At 62.5% G+C, this 17,310-nt stretch carries 15 protein-coding genes; 12 read left to right on the top strand and 3 right to left on the bottom strand.

The features are described 5' to 3' along the window. Genes G4G27_RS03915 through G4G27_RS03900 form a run of 4 tightly spaced genes read left to right on the top strand, consistent with a single transcriptional unit; the run spans position 1 to position 4,956 of the window. Positions 1 to 1,434, top strand: a complete 1,434-nt coding sequence (locus G4G27_RS03915) for an O-antigen ligase family protein (protein ID WP_183112136.1) — start codon at positions 1 to 3, stop codon at positions 1,432 to 1,434. Continuing rightward, positions 1,431 to 2,654 carry a glycosyltransferase family 4 protein gene (locus G4G27_RS03910; RefSeq protein WP_183112135.1) on the top strand — a complete coding sequence of 408 codons (1,224 nt, stop codon included), beginning with the start codon at positions 1,431 to 1,433 and terminating at the stop codon, positions 2,652 to 2,654. Before G4G27_RS03915 ends, G4G27_RS03910 begins: the two co-directional genes overlap by 4 nt. Further along, a complete protein-coding gene (locus G4G27_RS24125; RefSeq protein ID WP_183112134.1) occupies positions 2,594 to 3,793 on the top strand; it encodes a glycosyltransferase family 4 protein in 1,200 nt (399 codons plus the stop codon). The genes G4G27_RS03910 and G4G27_RS24125 overlap by 61 nt, the downstream gene beginning before the upstream one ends. Next, on the top strand, positions 3,790 to 4,956 hold the full coding sequence (locus G4G27_RS03900; RefSeq protein WP_183112133.1) for a glycosyltransferase: 1,167 nt from the start codon (positions 3,790 to 3,792) through the stop codon (positions 4,954 to 4,956). Before G4G27_RS24125 ends, G4G27_RS03900 begins: the two co-directional genes overlap by 4 nt. On the opposite strand, the gene G4G27_RS03895 is transcribed toward G4G27_RS03900, so the two are convergent. Together G4G27_RS03895 and galE are read right to left on the bottom strand one after the other, a co-directional pair. Then, positions 4,932 to 5,720 carry a glycosyltransferase family 2 protein gene (locus G4G27_RS03895; protein WP_202049656.1) on the bottom strand — a complete coding sequence of 263 codons (789 nt, stop codon included), beginning with the start codon at positions 5,718 to 5,720 and terminating at the stop codon, positions 4,932 to 4,934. The two genes, G4G27_RS03900 and G4G27_RS03895, sit on opposite strands and share 25 nt — an antisense overlap. Continuing rightward, positions 5,713 to 6,726: a UDP-glucose 4-epimerase GalE gene (gene galE, locus G4G27_RS03890; protein ID WP_183112131.1), complete on the bottom strand. Its 1,014-nt coding sequence runs from the start codon at positions 6,724 to 6,726 to the stop codon at positions 5,713 to 5,715. The genes G4G27_RS03895 and galE overlap by 8 nt, the downstream gene beginning before the upstream one ends. 123 nt (positions 6,727 to 6,849) lie before the next feature. Between galE and G4G27_RS03885 the strand changes: the two genes are divergently transcribed. The 8 genes from G4G27_RS03885 (at position 6,850) to G4G27_RS03850 (ending at position 16,664) form a co-directional block, all read left to right on the top strand. Next, positions 6,850 to 7,131: an acyltransferase family protein gene (locus G4G27_RS03885; protein ID WP_183112130.1), complete on the top strand. Its 282-nt coding sequence runs from the start codon at positions 6,850 to 6,852 to the stop codon at positions 7,129 to 7,131. Positions 7,132 to 7,388: 257 nt separating this feature from the next. After that, positions 7,389 to 8,021, top strand: a complete 633-nt coding sequence (locus tag G4G27_RS03880) for a hypothetical protein (protein WP_183112129.1) — start codon at positions 7,389 to 7,391, stop codon at positions 8,019 to 8,021. 119 nt (positions 8,022 to 8,140) lie between these two features. Beyond that, on the top strand, positions 8,141 to 9,892 hold the full coding sequence (locus tag G4G27_RS03875; protein ID WP_183112128.1) for a carbamoyltransferase C-terminal domain-containing protein: 1,752 nt from the start codon (positions 8,141 to 8,143) through the stop codon (positions 9,890 to 9,892). Positions 9,893 to 9,902: 10 nt separating this feature from the next. Continuing rightward, a complete protein-coding gene (locus tag G4G27_RS03870; RefSeq protein WP_183112127.1) occupies positions 9,903 to 11,921 on the top strand; it encodes an acyltransferase family protein in 2,019 nt (672 codons plus the stop codon). Between the two features lie 86 nt (positions 11,922 to 12,007). Further along, entirely contained in the window at positions 12,008 to 12,841 is an 834-nt protein-coding gene (locus tag G4G27_RS03865) for a methyltransferase domain-containing protein (RefSeq protein WP_183112126.1), read from the top strand. A gap of 88 nt (positions 12,842 to 12,929) precedes the next feature. Then, positions 12,930 to 14,033: an acyltransferase gene (locus tag G4G27_RS03860; protein WP_183112125.1), complete on the top strand. Its 1,104-nt coding sequence runs from the start codon at positions 12,930 to 12,932 to the stop codon at positions 14,031 to 14,033. 78 nt (positions 14,034 to 14,111) lie between these two features. Then, positions 14,112 to 15,176, top strand: coding sequence for an SGNH/GDSL hydrolase family protein (locus G4G27_RS03855; RefSeq protein WP_183112124.1), 1,065 nt, complete (start codon positions 14,112 to 14,114; stop codon positions 15,174 to 15,176). 3 nt (positions 15,177 to 15,179) lie between these two features. After that, the gene (locus G4G27_RS03850) at positions 15,180 to 16,664 is read left to right on the top strand and encodes an MBOAT family protein (RefSeq protein ID WP_183112123.1); all 1,485 of its coding nucleotides are present in this window, start codon (positions 15,180 to 15,182) and stop codon (positions 16,662 to 16,664) included. 138 nt (positions 16,665 to 16,802) lie between these two features. On the opposite strand, the gene G4G27_RS03845 is transcribed toward G4G27_RS03850, so the two are convergent. After that, positions 16,803 to 17,174, bottom strand: a complete 372-nt coding sequence (locus G4G27_RS03845; RefSeq protein WP_183112122.1) for a hypothetical protein — start codon at positions 17,172 to 17,174, stop codon at positions 16,803 to 16,805. Between the last annotated feature and the right edge of the window lie 136 nt (positions 17,175 to 17,310).

The raw sequence follows: 17,310 nt of genomic DNA, 5'->3' as shown, positions 1-17,310 counted from the left end.
ATGCTTCTGAATTTCATCCCGCTTCTGCCCATCATCGTCATGCTTTGTGTGGCAGCGATACGCTTTTGGGGTGTCGCGATCATCGGCGTGCTTGTTTGGGCGATGTTCGAGGGAGCTGTCCGCAAATGGGTCCTGCCGGGATTTCAGTCACAGTTGCTGCTGGTCAAGGATTTCATCCTGCTCTTCGCCTATTTGGGATATTTCATCTCAGCACGCAGCAGCGAGGATCTTGGGCCGAAAAGCGGAACCTTGCTGTTTCTGCTGCTGCTCGAAGCGGTTTATTGCGCCATTCAGCTGATCAATCCCAACTCGCCATCGTCGCTGTTGAGCCTGTTCGGATTGAAGAATTATCTGATCTATTTGCCGCTCGCATTCATCATCCCCGACATCATCAAGGATCGCTTGCAGCTGCGCAAGATCATGATCCGGATCTGCTATCTCTCGATCCCGATCGCGTTGCTCGGACTGTATCAATTTTCTCAGCCGCCGACATCATGGATCAATCAGTATGTGAGCCACGAAGAAGGCGTCGAAGCCGTGGTATCTCTTTTCGGTGAGCAGGGCGAAGGTGACTTCAAACTGGGCCGGGCGAGAACGTCGAGTACGTTTTCCTATATTGGCGGGTTCACGACTTTCCTGCTGCTGTCGGTACCACTAGCGGCGTCGCTGTTGCTGGGATCGATCCCCAAGCGACGGACATTGCTGATCGTCACGGCCGCATTGGCGCTGTCGATCGGCGGTGCCGCGACCACCGGCGCGCGAACACCGATGGTAGTTTTTGCCTTTGCCGGCCCGTTGCTATTATTGATCGGCGGCTGGAAAGGCCTATTGCCGTTTCAGACCGCACTCAGATTTGCGGTCGGCCTGGCCATTGTCGGCATCGTCACCGTGTCGCTTTTCGGCACCGCCTTTTCCGCGCTGGAGTATCGCGCGAACAACTCTGATAGCGCGGTCGAGCGAGTGGCTACGCCGATCACCGAGGCAGCTGACGCATTCAAAACATCGCCCCTGATCGGTACGGGAATCGGCAGCAATTCCAACGCGGCGATGTCGATAATCGGCGGCGATTATCTCTGGTGGCTCAATGGCAACGCCTATGAAATGGAAACCGCGCGCGTCATGCAGGAAATGGGTTTTGTCGGTTTCACTCTGGTGTTCCTGCCCAAGCTTTTCGTCATCTTTCTGGTGCTCGGGCATCTGCGGAAATCGAAATCGCCGCTAATGATCGCGGCGCACATGGCGAGCCTAATCTTCGTCACGGTCCACCTCGTGCTGTTCACCGTCAACAATCCTACCGGCGGACTGATGTACTGGACGATCGTCGGTGTCTCGATCGCGGCTTTCCGCATCGAGATGGCCGAACGGCGAAGCCGTTCGCAGCAGGAGTTCTACCTGGAGCGCGGCTATCCGCTCGGGGATGTGGCGCTCGCATGATCCCGGCTACCGGCGATGCCGGACGGCCGATACGAGTCGCGGTCGTCAACACGCACCCGATCCAGTATTTCGCGCCGCTCTACGCCGCCCTCAACCGCGCCGACGATCTGGAAATCACGGCGTTGTACCTTTCCGACTTTTCGCTGCGCGGCGCGCTCGATCGTGATTTCGGGAAAGCGGTGACCTGGGACGTCGATCTGCTTGCCGGTTACGAATCGCGCTTCATCGGCAAGAATCTCGGCACGATCGAACCCTATGGCTTCTTCTCGACCGTCTCGCCGGAGATTTTCGCGGAGATTTCGCCAAAACGCTATGATGCATTGTGGATTCACGGTCATGGTTATGCTGCGAAGATGATCGCACTGGCCGCCGGGCGATTGAAGGGCGTCCCCGTCTTCATGCGCGGCGAAACCCATCTCGGACTTGGCATCAGCCGGGCAAAGGCCGCGGCCCGCCGTATAATGATGGGGGCGCTTTATCGCCAATGTACCGGCGTGCTCGCGATCGGTGCCGCCAATCGTGATTTTTATCGTGCGATGGGCGTTGACGATAAACGCATCTCGCTCGTCCCTTATACGGTCGACAATGACCGCTTCATCGCCGCCGCCCGAATCACACCAGGAGAGCGCGAGGACTGGCGCAAACGGCTCGGTGTAGAGGATGACGCGCCGATCATCCTGTTCGCCTCGAAATTCCAGGGTCGCAAGCGGCCGGGCGACCTGCTCAAGGCCTTCCTGCAACTTCGCCGTGATGGCCTGGACGCGCATCTCGTGATGGTCGGGTCGGGCGAACTCGAAGCCGAGCTGCACCAGCTCGCCAGCGATGCCGCCGATCGGAACGTGCATTTCCCCGGGTTCTTCAACCAGAGCGACTTGCCGCGCGTCTATGCCGCGAGCGATTTGTTCGTACTGCCTTCCGAAAACGAGCCATGGGGCCTGATCGTCAACGAGGTGATGTGCGCCGGGCTGCCCGTCATCGTCTCGCAAGAGGTCGGTTGCGTCCGCGATCTGGTACAGGACGGCGTCAACGGCGCGACCTATCCCTCCGGCGATATCGGCGCGCTGGCCGCCGCGATCCGCAGCGTGCTTGCCGATCCGGTCAAACGCATGGCAATGGGCGCGGCCAGCCGCCGGATCATCGATCACTGGAGTTACCGCGAATGCCTGGACGGAATCCGCGAAGCGATGGCCAAGGCGGGGGTCGCACGCGCGACATCCTGATCGCCATCGCCGGGCGGCAGCATGCCGACCAGCTCGCCGCAGCTTTGGTCGAGGCCGGCTGGAACGCAACCCTGCATCATGCGAGCCCGATTCGGCCGGCTTTGGCGGAAATATTGGCCGGGCATCACCGGCTCCATTCGCTGGTCGGCCTGATCTTTCGTACCGGCAACAAGGTCCTGCCCTTGCTGCTCGCCTATCGGCTCGCGCACCGCATGTATGCGCTGTTCGACCGTAACGTCGCGCGCATGCTGCCGAAGATCGCACCACAAGCGGTGATCGTCTATGAAAACGGCGCGCTCGATACATTGCGCGCCGCGAAGGCGCTTGGGCTCCCGACCATTCTTGATGCCGCAAGCGTGCATCACCGCATGCAGGCGGAGGGTGGCTTGAGCGATATCGGCACGACGTTTCGCGAGCGTGTCAATGCCCGCAAGGACGCCGAGATCGCATTGTCGGATCATATCCTGTGCTGCTCGACCCTCGCGGCTAACAGTTATATCGATGCCGGCGTGCCGGCGGACCGGGTCCATGCTGTGCCACTTGGCTTCGAACCCGGATCGTTTGGCCCCGGCACCGACCAGCCCCCATATGACGGCCCGCTTCGGCTCGCCTTTGTCGGCCGCTTCACCGGCGTGAAAGGAGCGGATTTGCTGGCCACCGCGCTCGAAAATCTGGCCGAACGCGGCATCGCCTATGATTGTCGTATCGCCGCTGCTCGCGCCGACGGCCAGCCCGATCTCGTCGCGCGGCTCGACGCCCGCGCGACATTGCTGGGCAAGGTGCCGCATGACGAACTGGCCGAGCTCTATCGCTGGGCCGATCTGCTCGTCATGCCATCACGCTTTGATTCGTTCGGCCTGGTCGTACCGGAGGCGCTGGCGTGTGGTTTGCCGGTGCTGGCCTCGAATCATGTCGGCGCGAGCGACTTCATCGTGCCCGGCGAAAATGGCGATGTGATCCCGTTCAACCACGCCGATGCGTTAACCGGTGCGCTGGCGAAATATGCCGCCGATCCGGCCATCGTCCGCGCCATGCGGCCTGCCGCGCTGGCGTCGGCACAGGGTGCGGAATGGGCGCATTACCGGCAGCGTGTCGCACGCACCGTGGCCGGGATATTGGGCTGGGAGGAACCGTTATGAAAATCCTTCACGTCGTTCCAAGTTACTTCCCCGCGGTTCGCTATGGCGGCCCGATCTATTCCGTCCACGGCCTTGCCGCAGGTCAGGCCGCGCTCGGCCATCAAGTCAGCGTTTTCACGACCAACGCCGATGGCCCCGGCGTCTCGGCGGTTCCGGTATCGACGCCGGTAATGATGGACGGGGTCGCCATAACCTATTTCGAGGTCGGATCCCCACGCCGCCTGTACCGCGCCCCGACCATGGGCGCCGCACTCGGCGCGCGAGCGGGCGATTTCGATATCATCCACCTGCATTCGGTATTCCTATGGCCGACCCTCGCCGCGGCCCGCGCCGCGAAAAAGGCCGACACACCGTTCGTCCTGTCGCCGCGCGGCATGCTCGTCGCCGACCTGATCCGCGCCAAATCGAGCGTCATCAAGAATGCCTGGCTCACCTTGTTCGAACGCCGGACGATCCGCGAGGCCGCCGCGATCCATTTCACCGCCGACCGCGAAGCGCTCGATTTCGACGCGCTCGGGCTGAAGGCTGCCGACAAGCTGATCCTTCCCAACGGGGTCGACGAACCGACCCCGGTGTCGCCCGACACGGTTTCGCCCGATATCGCCGAAGCGACGGCGCAGCCCGGCTACGCGCTGTATCTCGGCCGTCTCAACTGGAAGAAGAACCTCGTCGCGCTGATCGACGCGCTCGCCTTTGCTCCGGCCACACGGCTGATCATTGCCGGCACCGATGACGAAGCTCACTCCAGCGAATTGCGTGCGGCAATCGCCAAAGCGCAAGTCGCCGACCGCGTCGTCCTGATCGATCGCAACGTCACCGGCCCCGACAAGGAGTGGCTGTTCGCGCAGTGCGGCCAGTTCGTATTGCCCTCACTCAACGAGAATTTCGGCAACACCGTGCTTGAGGCAATGGTGCGGGCCAAGCCGGTGGTGGTTTCGACCGGCGCGGGCGTCGCGGAGGTGGTGAAACTGGCGGCATGCGGCCTGATCGCCGAGCCCATCGCGCAGGCATTGGGAACGGCGATGCGCAAATTTGCTGATGATCCCGCCGGGGCGCAGGCGATGGGCGTGCTTGGCCGTGAGGCGGCGCTTGCCCATTTCGGCTGGCGCGCGATCGCCGCGCGCATGATCGCCGCCTATCAGGGCCTGTCGGCCTCGCGCTGACCTGCCGCCAGCTTGCGGTCGACGATCTCCATGCACAGCAACAGTTCGGCATAGCTGCGCTGCAGCGCGTAAAACCAGCCCGGCCAGCCATCGAACAGGCAGCGCTTGATGATCAGCGTGTAGAACAGGGCGGCAAAGGGCGCCGGCCACGCCATCGCGCGCAGTTTCTCGATTCGCGTGCGCTTGGCCGGATCCATGCTGAGCAAGTGATCGGCTTCACGCACGATATATTTGTCTTGCGATGCGAGCCAACGGCGCAACGACTTGCGGTCGTCATGGTCGATCGTTGCGGTCAAATCCACGACTGCGCCCTCGATCGCCAGCTTGTGACCATGGCCGAGATCGGCATATTCGCCACGCTCGGGCCGATAAAGCGTGACTCGCGCAGGATAAAGCGTCCCCGCCAGCCGGTGCCCGTAGATACAGTAACGGAACGCGGCGCGATAACCCGACACCGCCATCGCCGGGGTCAATTGTGCGATCTCATCGATCAACGCCTGGGACAGGACATAGTCGGCGTCCATCGACAACACGAACGGCGTTTCGATCAGCCCCATGCCGAAATTGCACTGACCGGCGAAGGTGTCGAATTTGCGCGTCACCACCTGCGCCTGAGGATAGCGCGCGATGATCGCCAGTGTTTCATCGGTGCTGCCGCTATCGATGACCAAGATGCGCTTCGCCCAGGTCAGCCGGTCGAGCACGCGCGCGATGTTAGGCTGCTCGTTATATGTGATGACCATCGGCGTGATCTGATCAAGCACGGTGCGCGTCTCCTCTGGACGCAACATTCTGCGTCGTCACGTTAAGCCAGTTCCACGCGGTCGAAATGATCGTGTCCAGGTCCGAGTGTCGTGCAATCCAGCCAAGTGCCTCGTTCGCCGCACTCGGGTCGGCAACCAGCGCCGCCGGATCGCCTTCGCGCCGCGCCGCCATCGTTACCGGGATCGACCGCCCGGTCACACGTTCCGCCGCTTCGATGATCGCGCGCACACTGGTCCCCTGCCCCGTGCCGAGATTGAGCGCGGTAAAACCCGTTGACCCGGCACCCAGTTTCTCCAGCGCCGCGACATGCGCCGAGGCAAGGTCCGCGACGTGCAGGTAATCGCGGATGCAGGTGCCGTCGGGCGTGTCGTAGTCGTCGCCGAACACGGTGATCGCGGGCCGGATTCCCGCAGCTGCCTGCAGCACCAACGGGATCAGGTGTGTTTCGGGGTCGTGATCTTCGCCGATCTCGCCATCGATGTCGGCGCCGGCAGCGTTGAAATAGCGCAGCGCGATGCAATCGAAACCATAGGCATGCGCATAATCGCGCGCGATCTGCTCGCCGATCAACTTGGTCCGGCCATAGGGGTTGATCGGCGCCTGCAGCTGGGTTTCCGAAATCGGGATCGTCTCGGCCATGCCATAGGTCGCGCAGCTGCTGGAGAAGATCAGCCGGCTGATCTCTGCCTTGCGCATCGCGCGCAGCAGTGCGGCCGTACCCTCGACATTATTGCGGTAATATTTTTCCGGGTCGGTGACCGATTCACCGACATAGGCAAAGGCCGCAAAGTGCATCACCGCCACCGGCCGATATGCCGCGAACACCTCCGCCAGCCGCGCCTCGTCGAGAATGTCGCCCTGCTCGAACGGGCCCCATTTCACCGCCTCGCGATGGCCATAGACAAGATTGTCGTAGACGACCGGCTCCCATCCGGCCGCCCGGAGCGCCTTGCAGGCGTGCGAGCCGATATATCCCGCGCCGCCGGTCACTACTACGCGATTCATAAGGTTGCCCCTTCGACTGCGCGGCTATAGGCATCACGATGCTCGATCAAGCCTTGGTCGCGCCGCGTCGTGCTGTTTTGACGACGCCGGCAGATCTTCGGGGCAGATCTTCGGGGGACAGGTGTGACGTCAGATCAGGGCGAGGCGACCAGTCATCGCACGCCGCGCGCGCGCCGCTTTGAACATCTCGACATGGTTCGCGGTCTTGCCGCGTTGCTGGTGCTCGTCGGCCATGTCCGCGGCTTCGTGTTCGTCGACTATTCCGATCTGACCGGCTCGAAACTCCCCTTCGCGCCGCTCTATGTGATCGGTGGGCTCGGTCATCAGGCGGTGATATTGTTCTTCGCGCTGAGCGGCTTTCTGGTCGGCGGGCGAGCGATGCGCGAGATTCGTCAGGGGAAATGAAACCTGCCAGATTATGCCGTGCACCGTTTCGCACGGTTATGGACCGCCCTGATCCCGGCATTGATCGCCACCGCATTGCTCGACTGGGCTGGCCGCGATCTGCTTCGCCTGAGCGGCTATGGCGCGCAATATTGGAACATCCTCTCAAGCGGCCCCTATCCGGGCAGCGATCCTACCCCGACGCTGGCCGTCTTTCGCGGCAATATCGCCTTTCTCCAGACGATCGCGGTTCCGGTCTTCGGCACAAATGGACCATTGTGGAGCTGGCCAACGAGTTCTGGTATTATTTCCTCGTACCGTTTGCCTGGCTGGCGCTGGCCGGGCGCGATGTCTCGCCCGGCGCCCGCGCGGCGGCAGCGATCTTCGCCCTCGCCATTCTGGCCTTTCTGCCATTCGCCATCCTCGCGCTCGGCAGCATCTGGGTAATGGGCGCGCTCGCCTGGTCGCTTGGCGACGGTGTTCGCGCGATGCCAGAGGGACGCTTCCGCCTCCTCGCCGTCGCAATCCTACTGGCATTCCTTGTCGGGCTCGCGGCATCGCTCGCCCGGCCGGGCCTGCCCACCGACATCCTGCTCGGTGTCGCTTGCGCTGCCGCCCTGCCCTGCCTTGCGCGACTGGCCAACCCCGGTGGGATCTATGGCCGCTTCTCCTTCTGGCTCTCCGAAATCTCCTTCACGCTATACGTCGTACATTTCCCACTGATCGCCTTGTTATGGTTCGCGTTGCTCGCACCGGCACAGTTCGCGATCGGCCCCACAGGCTTTGCCGCCGCCACCGGTCTGATCGTGGCTGCCCTGGTATATGCCACCGCGATGTGGTGGCTGTTCGAGCGCAACACCGGTCGCGTTCGCAGCCTGTTCCTGAAAACCCTGCATATCCCGAAGAGATAATTGGGTATTTGTGATCTCTTCCGTACTGCAACATTTTCGGTATAAGCCCACCCAAGCGAGGGGTCGCACCACATCGTAATGCCGCGTGCCAGCGTCGGCCGAGCCACGGAGACTTTTGCTTGATCATCCTGGGCCTCAACGCCTTTCACGGCGATTCCTCCGCATGTCTGGTGCGCAACGGCGTAATGATCGCGGCCGCCGAGGAGGAACGCTTCCGCCGCATCAAGCATTGGGCGGGATTCCCGTCCGAATCGATCCGCTACTGCCTTGCCGAGGCAGGGCTGACGCTCGGCGACGTCGATGTCATCGCGGTCAATCAGGACAGCCGCGCCAATCTGCTGCGCAAGATCGCCTATGTCGCGACCAAGCGGCCCGATCTCGGTTTCGTCATGGACCGGCTGAAGAACCGCAAGGCGCGCAAGGGCATCGCCGAATATCTCGAGGAGAGTTTCCCTGGCGAAACCTTCAAGGGCGTCCACGCGCCGGTCGAGCACCACCTCGCGCATCTGTCATCGGCTTTCCACGTCTCGCCGTTCCAGGACGCGAGCGTGGTGTCGGTCGACGGGTTCGGCGATTTCAGCAGCGCGGCCTGGGCGATCGGCCATGGCAGCGAGATCGATATCCAGGGCCGAGTGTTCTTCCCGCATTCGCTCGGCATCTTCTACCAGGCGCTGACACAGTATCTCGGCTTCCCGCATTATGGCGACGAATATAAGGTGATGGGCCTCGCGCCCTATGGCGAGCCGACTCAGATCGACGCGATGCGCGAGATCGTGAAGCTCAAGGGCGATGGCAGCTTCGAACTCAACCTGAAATATTTCAAGCATCACAAGGAAGGTACGCAATATCAGTGGACCGACGGCATTCCCGAGATCGGCGATCTTTTCTCGCCCGAGCTCGAGGAATTGCTCGGCCCGCGCCGCGACCCCAAGGGTGAGCTGACCCAGAGCCATCGCGACTTGGCCAAGTCGATCCAGGCAATGTACGAGGAAGCGTTCTTCAACCTGCTCGACATGCTGCACGCCAAGCACAAGGTCCCGCATCTGGCCATCGCCGGCGGCTGTGGCAATAATTCGGTCGCCAATGGCAAGGTGCGGCGTCGTACGCCCTATACCCATGTCTATGTCCAGTCGGCGGCAGGCGATGCCGGCGGTGCGATCGGCGCGGCGTTCGCGTACTGGCACAAGCAGGGCAAGCCGCGCGGCTTTATTATGGATCACGCCTATTGGGGTCCGCACGTCCCCGCCGCCGAAGTCGAAGGACTGATGATCGCGCGCGAGGCGGAGATAAAGGCGGCCGGCTGTACGATCGAGACGATCGTCGACGAAGCCGAACTGTGCCGCCGCACCGCTACCGCGATTTCCGAAGGCAAGGTGATCGGCTGGTATCAGGGCCGCATGGAATGGGGGCCGCGCGCGCTCGGTAACCGTTCGATCCTGGGCGATCCGCGCCGCGCCGACATGAAGGAAATCCTCAACCTCAAGATCAAGCGGCGCGAAAGCTTTCGCCCGTTCGCGCCCTCGGTGCTCGATCGTGGGGTTCCCGGCTGGTTCGAAGAAGAGGATAGCGTGCCTTTCATGATGCAGGTGTTCCAGATCCGCGAAGAGAAGCGCGACCTGATCCCGGCCGTCACGCATGTCGATGGATCGGGCCGGCTGCAGACGGTCAATGAAAGCACCAACCCGCGTTATTTCCATCTGATCGAGGCGTTCGAAGAGATCAGCGGCGTACCGATGCTACTCAACACCTCGTTCAACGAGAATGAGCCGGTGGTGTGTCGCCCGGAAGAAGCGCTGGATTGCTTCCTGCGCACCAAAATGGACGTGCTGGTGCTCGGCGACACACTGATCGAACGCAAGGCCGCGAATTGACCTCGGTTCGATGAGCGCAACAATTGCCTATCGCCCCGATATCGACGGGCTACGGACGATCGCGGTCGGCTCGGTCGTCGCCTACCATGCCTTTCCTGCGCTGGTGCCAGGCGGGTTCGTTGGCGTCGACATTTTCTTCGTCATTTCGGGTTTCCTGATCACAGGCATCCTGGTCCGCGAGCATGAGCGGACCGGACGGATCAACCTCGCCGAATTTTACGCCCGCCGCGTGCGCCGACTGCTTCCCGCCCTGCTCGCGGTGATCGCGACCACCCTCGGACTGGGCCTGTGGCTGGTGCCGCCGGCCGGTGAACTGCAATCGCTCGCCCAGTCGGCGCTTGCTGCACTGTTTTTCGCCTCGAACATCTTTTTCACGCTTCAGCCGTCGGGCTATTTCGCCGCCGCGGCCGAAACCTATCCGTTGCTCCACACCTGGACACTCGCGGTGGAAGAGCAATTCTATATCGTCTGGCCGCTGTTGATCCCGCTGACCGGCTGGATTGCGGCGCGCGCCGGTCTCGCGCGACGTCGCGCGCTGTGGATATTGTTCGGCGCGGTGTTCATCAGTTCGCTCGCGGTCAGCGTTGTGGGCACCCAGTTGCGTCCGACCTGGGCCTTCTATCTCACCCCATTTCGCGGCTGGGAATTCGCCATCGGCGCAATGCTGTCGCTGGCAATCCGTGGCGACCGGCCGCGCTGGAAACACGGCGCGACCGTCCTTTCGGCGATCGGCCTGATCCTGATCGGCCTTGCACTGTGGACGCTTAACCATGACACGCCCTTTCCAGGCTGGATCGCCTTACTGCCGACGCTTGGCGCGGCGGCACTGCTCGCGGCGGGTGCCATCGCGCCGGCAAACCCGGTCGCACGCCTCCTGGCGACCTCGCCCGCCGTCTATATCGGCAAGCTCTCTTATGGCTGGTATCTCTGGCATTGGCCGCTGCTCGCGTTCGTGCGCGGCGATGCGCTGGGCGCGCCGAGCACCGCTGCGCTGATTGCCGCAGTGGTTGTTTCCTTCCTGCTCAGTTCGGCAAGTTATCACCTGATCGAAACCCCGGTTCGTCATCAGCAGCCATCAATGTTCCGGACCACGGGCAAGAGCCTGGTTGCCGGAATCATGCTGCTGCTGATCGGCGCTGTGGGCGCCGGGATCACGATCACCATCGCGAACCACCAACTCGCCGGCTCGCCACGCCTTCAGGCGGTCTTCGCGGCCGGGACGAAACAGGCCGACCCAGCCATCTCACCCAAATGCGGAAATTACCGGATCGTCTTCGACACGCTCGCACCGGTCGACTCCTGTCTGATCGGCGACCGCACGGCGAAACGCATGATCATCCTGGTCGGCGATTCCCACGCCGCGCATCTGATTCCGATGCTCGATCGCTGGGGCCAGACCGCGCATGTCGCCGTCCTTCCCCGCACACGCGGTGGATGCCGGCCGCTCGACGGGCAAGCACTGGTCGTCGGTATCGTCGCCAGTACGACCTATCTCGCCGAATGCGCCCGCTTCCGCGATGCGGTGCTGGCCGAGGTCGGGCTACTGGCCCAATCAGGGCGGGTCGTGGCGATCGTCGCGTCGTCGCGTTGGCCGGATGCGGATATTATGGGCACCCTGCCCGGCCCGCTCGCCGAGGTGCGATCGGGCTTCGCGGCGGGTCTTGCACGGCTGAGCCGGGTCGCCGGAGAGAATGGAATTCGGCTGGTGCTGGTCGAGGATACGCCGATCTTCCCGCATCACGTTCCACGCTGCCTTGCACGGCGCGCCGATGATCGCTGCGCCGTCTCCCGCGCCGTGGCAGAACGCGACCATGACGATGCCAGCCGCGCCATCTCAGCACTGGCCGGTCGCAATCCCGGCATCCGCATATTCGACCCTGGCGCCCTACTTTGCGCGACGGGCAGCTGTGCGCCGATGCGTGACGGCGTCGTGCTGTTTGCCGACGATCATCATCTGTCGTCGATCGGGAGCGCCACGCTCGCCGGACCGCTTCGTCCGGCGCTCGATGCCGCCATCCTCGACCCATGACGGGACATCGGCTCCGCTTGTAATTCGAAACATCATTCGTCACGCACATGCCGCCGCGTCGCAGCACATATCAGAGGGCAATACCTATGCCGTCATTCGCGCTCGAAACATCTCGGATCGAGGCTCGTGCCCGCTGGCCGGAAAGCTGGCGAATCTCGCACCATCATGACGATGTCGAAATTTGGCGCGGCACATCCGATCGCGGCTATGCGAAGATGTACGACCAGCGCCGCCGCCGCGTACTCGACGCGCTGCGCAGCGTCGCCAGCCCGGGCGCGAAGCTGCTCGATTTGGCAGCCGCGCAGGGCAATTACACGCTTGCCGCCGCGGCAATGGGCTATCACATCACTGGGAACGACCCGCGCGCCGACTTGGTCGATTATGTGAAGCTCAAATCGCCGCTGGCCGAACGGATCGAGTTCGTGCCCGGCAACATCTTTGAACTCGGCGACCGGTTCGCCGGCGCTTTCGATGTCGCGCTCGCACTCGAAGTGGTCGAGCATGTCGCCCATCCCGACCAGTTTCTCGCGCAACTCGCGACAGTGGTAAAACCCGGCGGGCATCTGATCATCTCGACCCCCAATGGCGGTTATTTCCTCAACCGGTTGCCGCGCTTCTCCGACTGCCCCGATGCTTCGATCTATGAGGATCAGCAGTTCAAGCCCGATTCCGACGGGCATATCTTCCTGCTGCATCAGGACGAGATCGCCACGCTAAGCAAACGCGCCGGCCTGGAGCTGGTTCGACACGAGATGTTCACCAACCCGCTTTCTGCCGGCCATGCCAAGACGGCACGACTGCACCGCATCCTCCCTGGCGCACTGATTGGGGCGGTGGAAGGCGTTACCGCCATGTTGCCGAGCGCGCTGACCCGGAAGCTGTCGGCCGCGTCGGTCACCATTCTGCGTCGCCCTTCATAGAGCCTCGACCGGACGTGCAACTTCTGACAAGGCAGTTTTCCGGGGATCGGATCGCGGCGCCACGGCGCCGCACGGTGAGGGGCATGGTGTGACTGAAGCGGCCGGCAGACGGGATTATCTCCCCGAGCTTGACGGCCTGCGCGCTTTGTCTGTCGGCTTCGTCCTGCTTGTCCATGCCAGCTATGGCCGGCTGCAGGGCGGCTTTCTCGGCGTCGACATCTTTTTTGTCATCTCGGGTTATCTCATCACGCGCCTGATGATGCTCGAACGCGCGGCGACCGGTCGCGTGGACCTGCGCGAATTTTATCTGCGCCGCGTCTTTCGCATCATCCCGCCGCTACTCGCCTGCCTGATCCTGGCGATGCTGTTATGGACGGGAACGCTTGCCGACCGCCTGCCCGTCGCGGTTGCGGTGATGGCGTTCTTCGCCAATTTTCTGCCTGCGGAGATGCTCGGCAGCCTTGGCCACACTTGGTCGCTTGCGATCGAGGAACAATTTTACGTCGTCTGGCCGATCGTCTTCATTCTCGCGTCGCACCGTGTGTCGAAGTCGGCGGCGATCATCGCCGCGCTGGTCATCGTCTCGGCGGTCGCGATCCGCTTCGCCATGCTTGCGGCCGGATATCCACCGGTCCTGCTCTACACCTTTACGCCGGCGCGGACCGACGGGCTGATGCTCGGTTGCCTGCTGGCGATCACCGAGACAGCGCTGAGCGCGCGCGTGCCGCAACGCCTGCTCCGGCCGCTCGCCTGGGCTTGTTTCGTGGCAATCGTCGCAACCCTATTCTTCGCGCAGCGCGATTTCATGCAGGAGGTCGCACCCGCCTTTACTTTGTTCGCGCTGCTCGCCGCCGCGCTGATCTTCACCGTCCCACGATTGGCCGATGGCGACCCGCTGCGCCGCGCCTTTGCCAGCCCGGTCGCGCGCTATTTCGGGCGCCGCTCCTATGGCCTCTATCTCTACCATTATCCGATCTTCCACGCCGCCGAGGCATATCGGCAGCCGGGCAATTTGACCAATTACCTGCTGGTGGTGGCCGTCGAGGTCGCGCTCTCGCTGATCGTGACCGAATTGTCCTGGCGCTTCCTCGAACAGCCGATGCTGCGCGTGAAAAAACGTTATTCGTGGCGGCGGATGCAAATCACCGCCCCCACCCCTCCGCGACCTGATTTCATCGGAAGATCCCTATGACCGACCCGATCGCGCCCGCCCCCGCCTGCACTGCCAAAGGCAAGGCTGAAAGCTTGGCTGCCGCTGCTGATCGGCGCGGTGCTCGCGCTGGGGTCACTCGAATATGCCCGCACCCATATCCTGATCAAACTGGCGGATGCGGGCTTTGGCGCGGAAACTGCCGGCTTCGCGCAGCGCGGTCAAATCACGCAATGCAGCGATGCGGTCGACAGCAACAGGTGTGTCGCCACCTGGACCAAGGCCGGCAAGCCACCGACAGTGCTGTGGTTCGGCAATTCGCAGCTCTCCGGCATCAATCGCTATCAACCGGGCGACGTCAACGCACCTGAACTGCTGCGTCGTGCGCTGGCCGAGCGCGGCAAATATCTCGTCACCTATAGCCAGCCCAATGCGAACCTGACCGAAGAAGCGATCGTTTGGAATGCGGTCGCCCCGACATACCGTCCGAAACTGCTCATCCTGCCGGTATGCTATGACGATATCCGCGAACTCGGCGTGCGCGATACGATCGGCGACTTCACCGAACGCCCTGAAGTTACCGCCAGCCTCGAATCGCGACCCTATTGGCCCGTCATCGCTCCTTCGATGCAGCAAAGCCTGAAAGCGTCGTCGCCTCAGGCGGCCGAAAGCCACCAATCGCTGCAGACCAGAGTAGAGGGTAAAGCAACGCGCTTCCTGGCCCGGCATTGGCCGCTCTGGCGGTCCAAGCCTTCGCTACGCGGCACGCTTGGTTTCGCGGTCCACACGTTGCGCAACCAGATGCTCGGCATCCATTCGACCAGCAAGCGGCCGGTCGATGCCAATGTCTATCGCGACCGCATGGAACTGCTTGACGGCATGGTCGCCGATGCGCGGGCGCAGGGAGCGGATGTGCTGCTCTATGTGCCGCCCTATCGCCAGGACATCGATGGCCCCTATCCGATGGCGCAGTACCGCAAGTTCAAGGCCGAGTTGAAGGCGCTCGCCGAACGCCACGGCGCGGGGTTCGTCGATATCGACCCGGTCGTGCCGGGGCCCGAATGGGCGACCGTCACCGACGAGCTGTTCGGCTTCAAGGAGGCCGATTTCATGCACTTCACCGCCGCCGGCCACAAACGCCTCGCCGCTGGAATCGACCAGGCCGCGCGCCGGATGGGATACTGATCGATGCTGTTCAATTCAGTCACCTTTCTCGGCCTGTTCCTGCCGATCATCTGCATCCTGTATTGGCAGTTAAAGGGTAACGCCCGGCTCTGGCTGCTGCTGCTCGGCAGCACGACCTTTTATGGTTTCTGGCGAATCGAATTCGTGCCGCTGATGCTCGGCAGTGCGGTGATGGATTATTATCTCGCGCTGCTGATCGACCGGCAGGAGGATCCGATCAAGCGCAAGCGGCTGATGCAGGTCAGCCTTGTGGTGAATCTCGGAATTCTCGGATTCTTCAAATATTTCATCTTCTTCCGCAACAGCGTCTTCTCGCTCGCCGAAGTGCTGGGCTTCCATCCCAGCTTCACCACGATCAACATCATCCTGCCGCTCGGCATCAGCTTCTATATCTTCCAGACGCTGAGCTACACGATCGACGTTTACCGCCGCGATCTGCCGCCGGAGCGCAACATGCTGCGCTACCTGACCTTCGTGACCTTCTATCCGCATCTGGTCGCTGGGCCGATCATGCGCCCGGACATTCTGATCCCGCAGTTGAAGGACCCTGCCCCATTCGATGGCCAGCAGGTCCGCCGCGGCATCGAACGCATCATCGCCGGCCTGTTCCTCAAGGTCGTGCTGGCCGACACGATCGCCGGGTTCGTCGACCAGGGTTTTGGCGGCAATATCGCGCAAATGAGCGCGTTCGACGCCTGGACGCTCGCCTTTCTGTTCGGTTTCCAGATCTATTTCGATTTCGCCGGCTATTCGTCGATCGCGATCGGCTCGGCGATGATCATGAACATCTATGTGCCGGAGAATTTCAACTTCCCCTATGTCGCTACCTCGCCGCGCGAATTCTGGAAGCGCTGGCATATCTCGCTGTCCACCTGGATCCGCGATTATGTCTATATCCCGCTGATGGGCCGCTACCGCGAGCCCGGGCATGGCGCCTGGGACACGCTGGCCGAGAGCTCGGAGAATGTACCGGGCGCCGCCAAGGTAACCGAGGGCAAGCGCACCCGCGCGCTCTTCTCCACCTGGGCGATCATGGGCCTGTGGCACGGCGCCAACTGGACCTTCGTCCTGTGGGGCGTCTACCACGCGGCAATGGTCTGGGCGCAGCGCGTCATCTCGCCGCGCATCCGCATGCCCGGTGGCGTGATCGGTGCGCTGATCGGCGTCGCGATCACTTTGCCCCTGATGATGGCAGCATGGATCCCGTTCCGCGCGGTCAGTCTGCACGATACTTTCACCTTGTGGGGCAAGATGCTCGATCCGCGCCAATATCACGCCTTCGGGCTCGCCCCGAACAGCTATATGATGGCGGCGGCACTCACGGTGTCGATGTTCATCGTCTGGTTTGTCCGCGACCGCATCGTGCCACGCTTCGCCGCCAACGGTACGCCGCTGGTCGTCGCGAAGACCGCCTATCTGACCGTGGCGATCGCGATTGTGTTCGTGATGCTCGAGGTCAAGAGCGCCTTTATCTACTTCCAGTTCTGAACCGCCGTTCAGCGGTTCAGGACCCGCGCGGATCGACCTCCGGCGGTATGTGCTCTGCCTCGATCAAAGGCGGACATCAACGCAGGAATCCACGTCGATCTCGCCGAGATCCTACCCACCAATTCCGACAACAAACACCTAGCTTCCAGCCGTCACCACGTCCGCCAGAGCAAACTCCAGCGGCGCACCGTCACCACCGGTCATGACGATGCTGGCGCTGGTCACGCCGGTGAGCGACAAGGGCGTTGCCTCCTCCACGGTGATATCGCCGGTCGGCGAGCAGGCCTCGTCCGAGGCCATGGCGGCGCCGACCCAGATCAGATCGAGTGGACTATCATCACTTTCCGCCGGGATCGTGAAGGCGTGACCGTCACCAACGTCACGAAGGTCGATCACCTTCAGCGCGGCGCCCGGCTCGTCGAGATTGGTCGTCACGACCTGGCCGAAGATGACCACCGACGAATTGTTGGTGTCGCTCGACCGATTTATGAAGTTCAGATTGATGCTCATCAGCAACTCCCGATCACCGCATTTCCGCAGGGGCACGATAACATCGATCGATCGTGACGCGAACGAAACTTTCCGACGCTGTCCCGAGCACGAAAAAGGCCCGCCACGCCGGATTGGCATCGCGGGCCTTTCGGAC

Origin of the sequence: Sphingomonas sp. So64.6b (genome assembly GCF_014171475.1) — a bacterium.
Classification (GTDB): domain Bacteria; phylum Pseudomonadota; class Alphaproteobacteria; order Sphingomonadales; family Sphingomonadaceae; genus Sphingomonas; species Sphingomonas alpina_A.
This window is presented reverse-complemented; position numbering and strand designations above follow the sequence as displayed.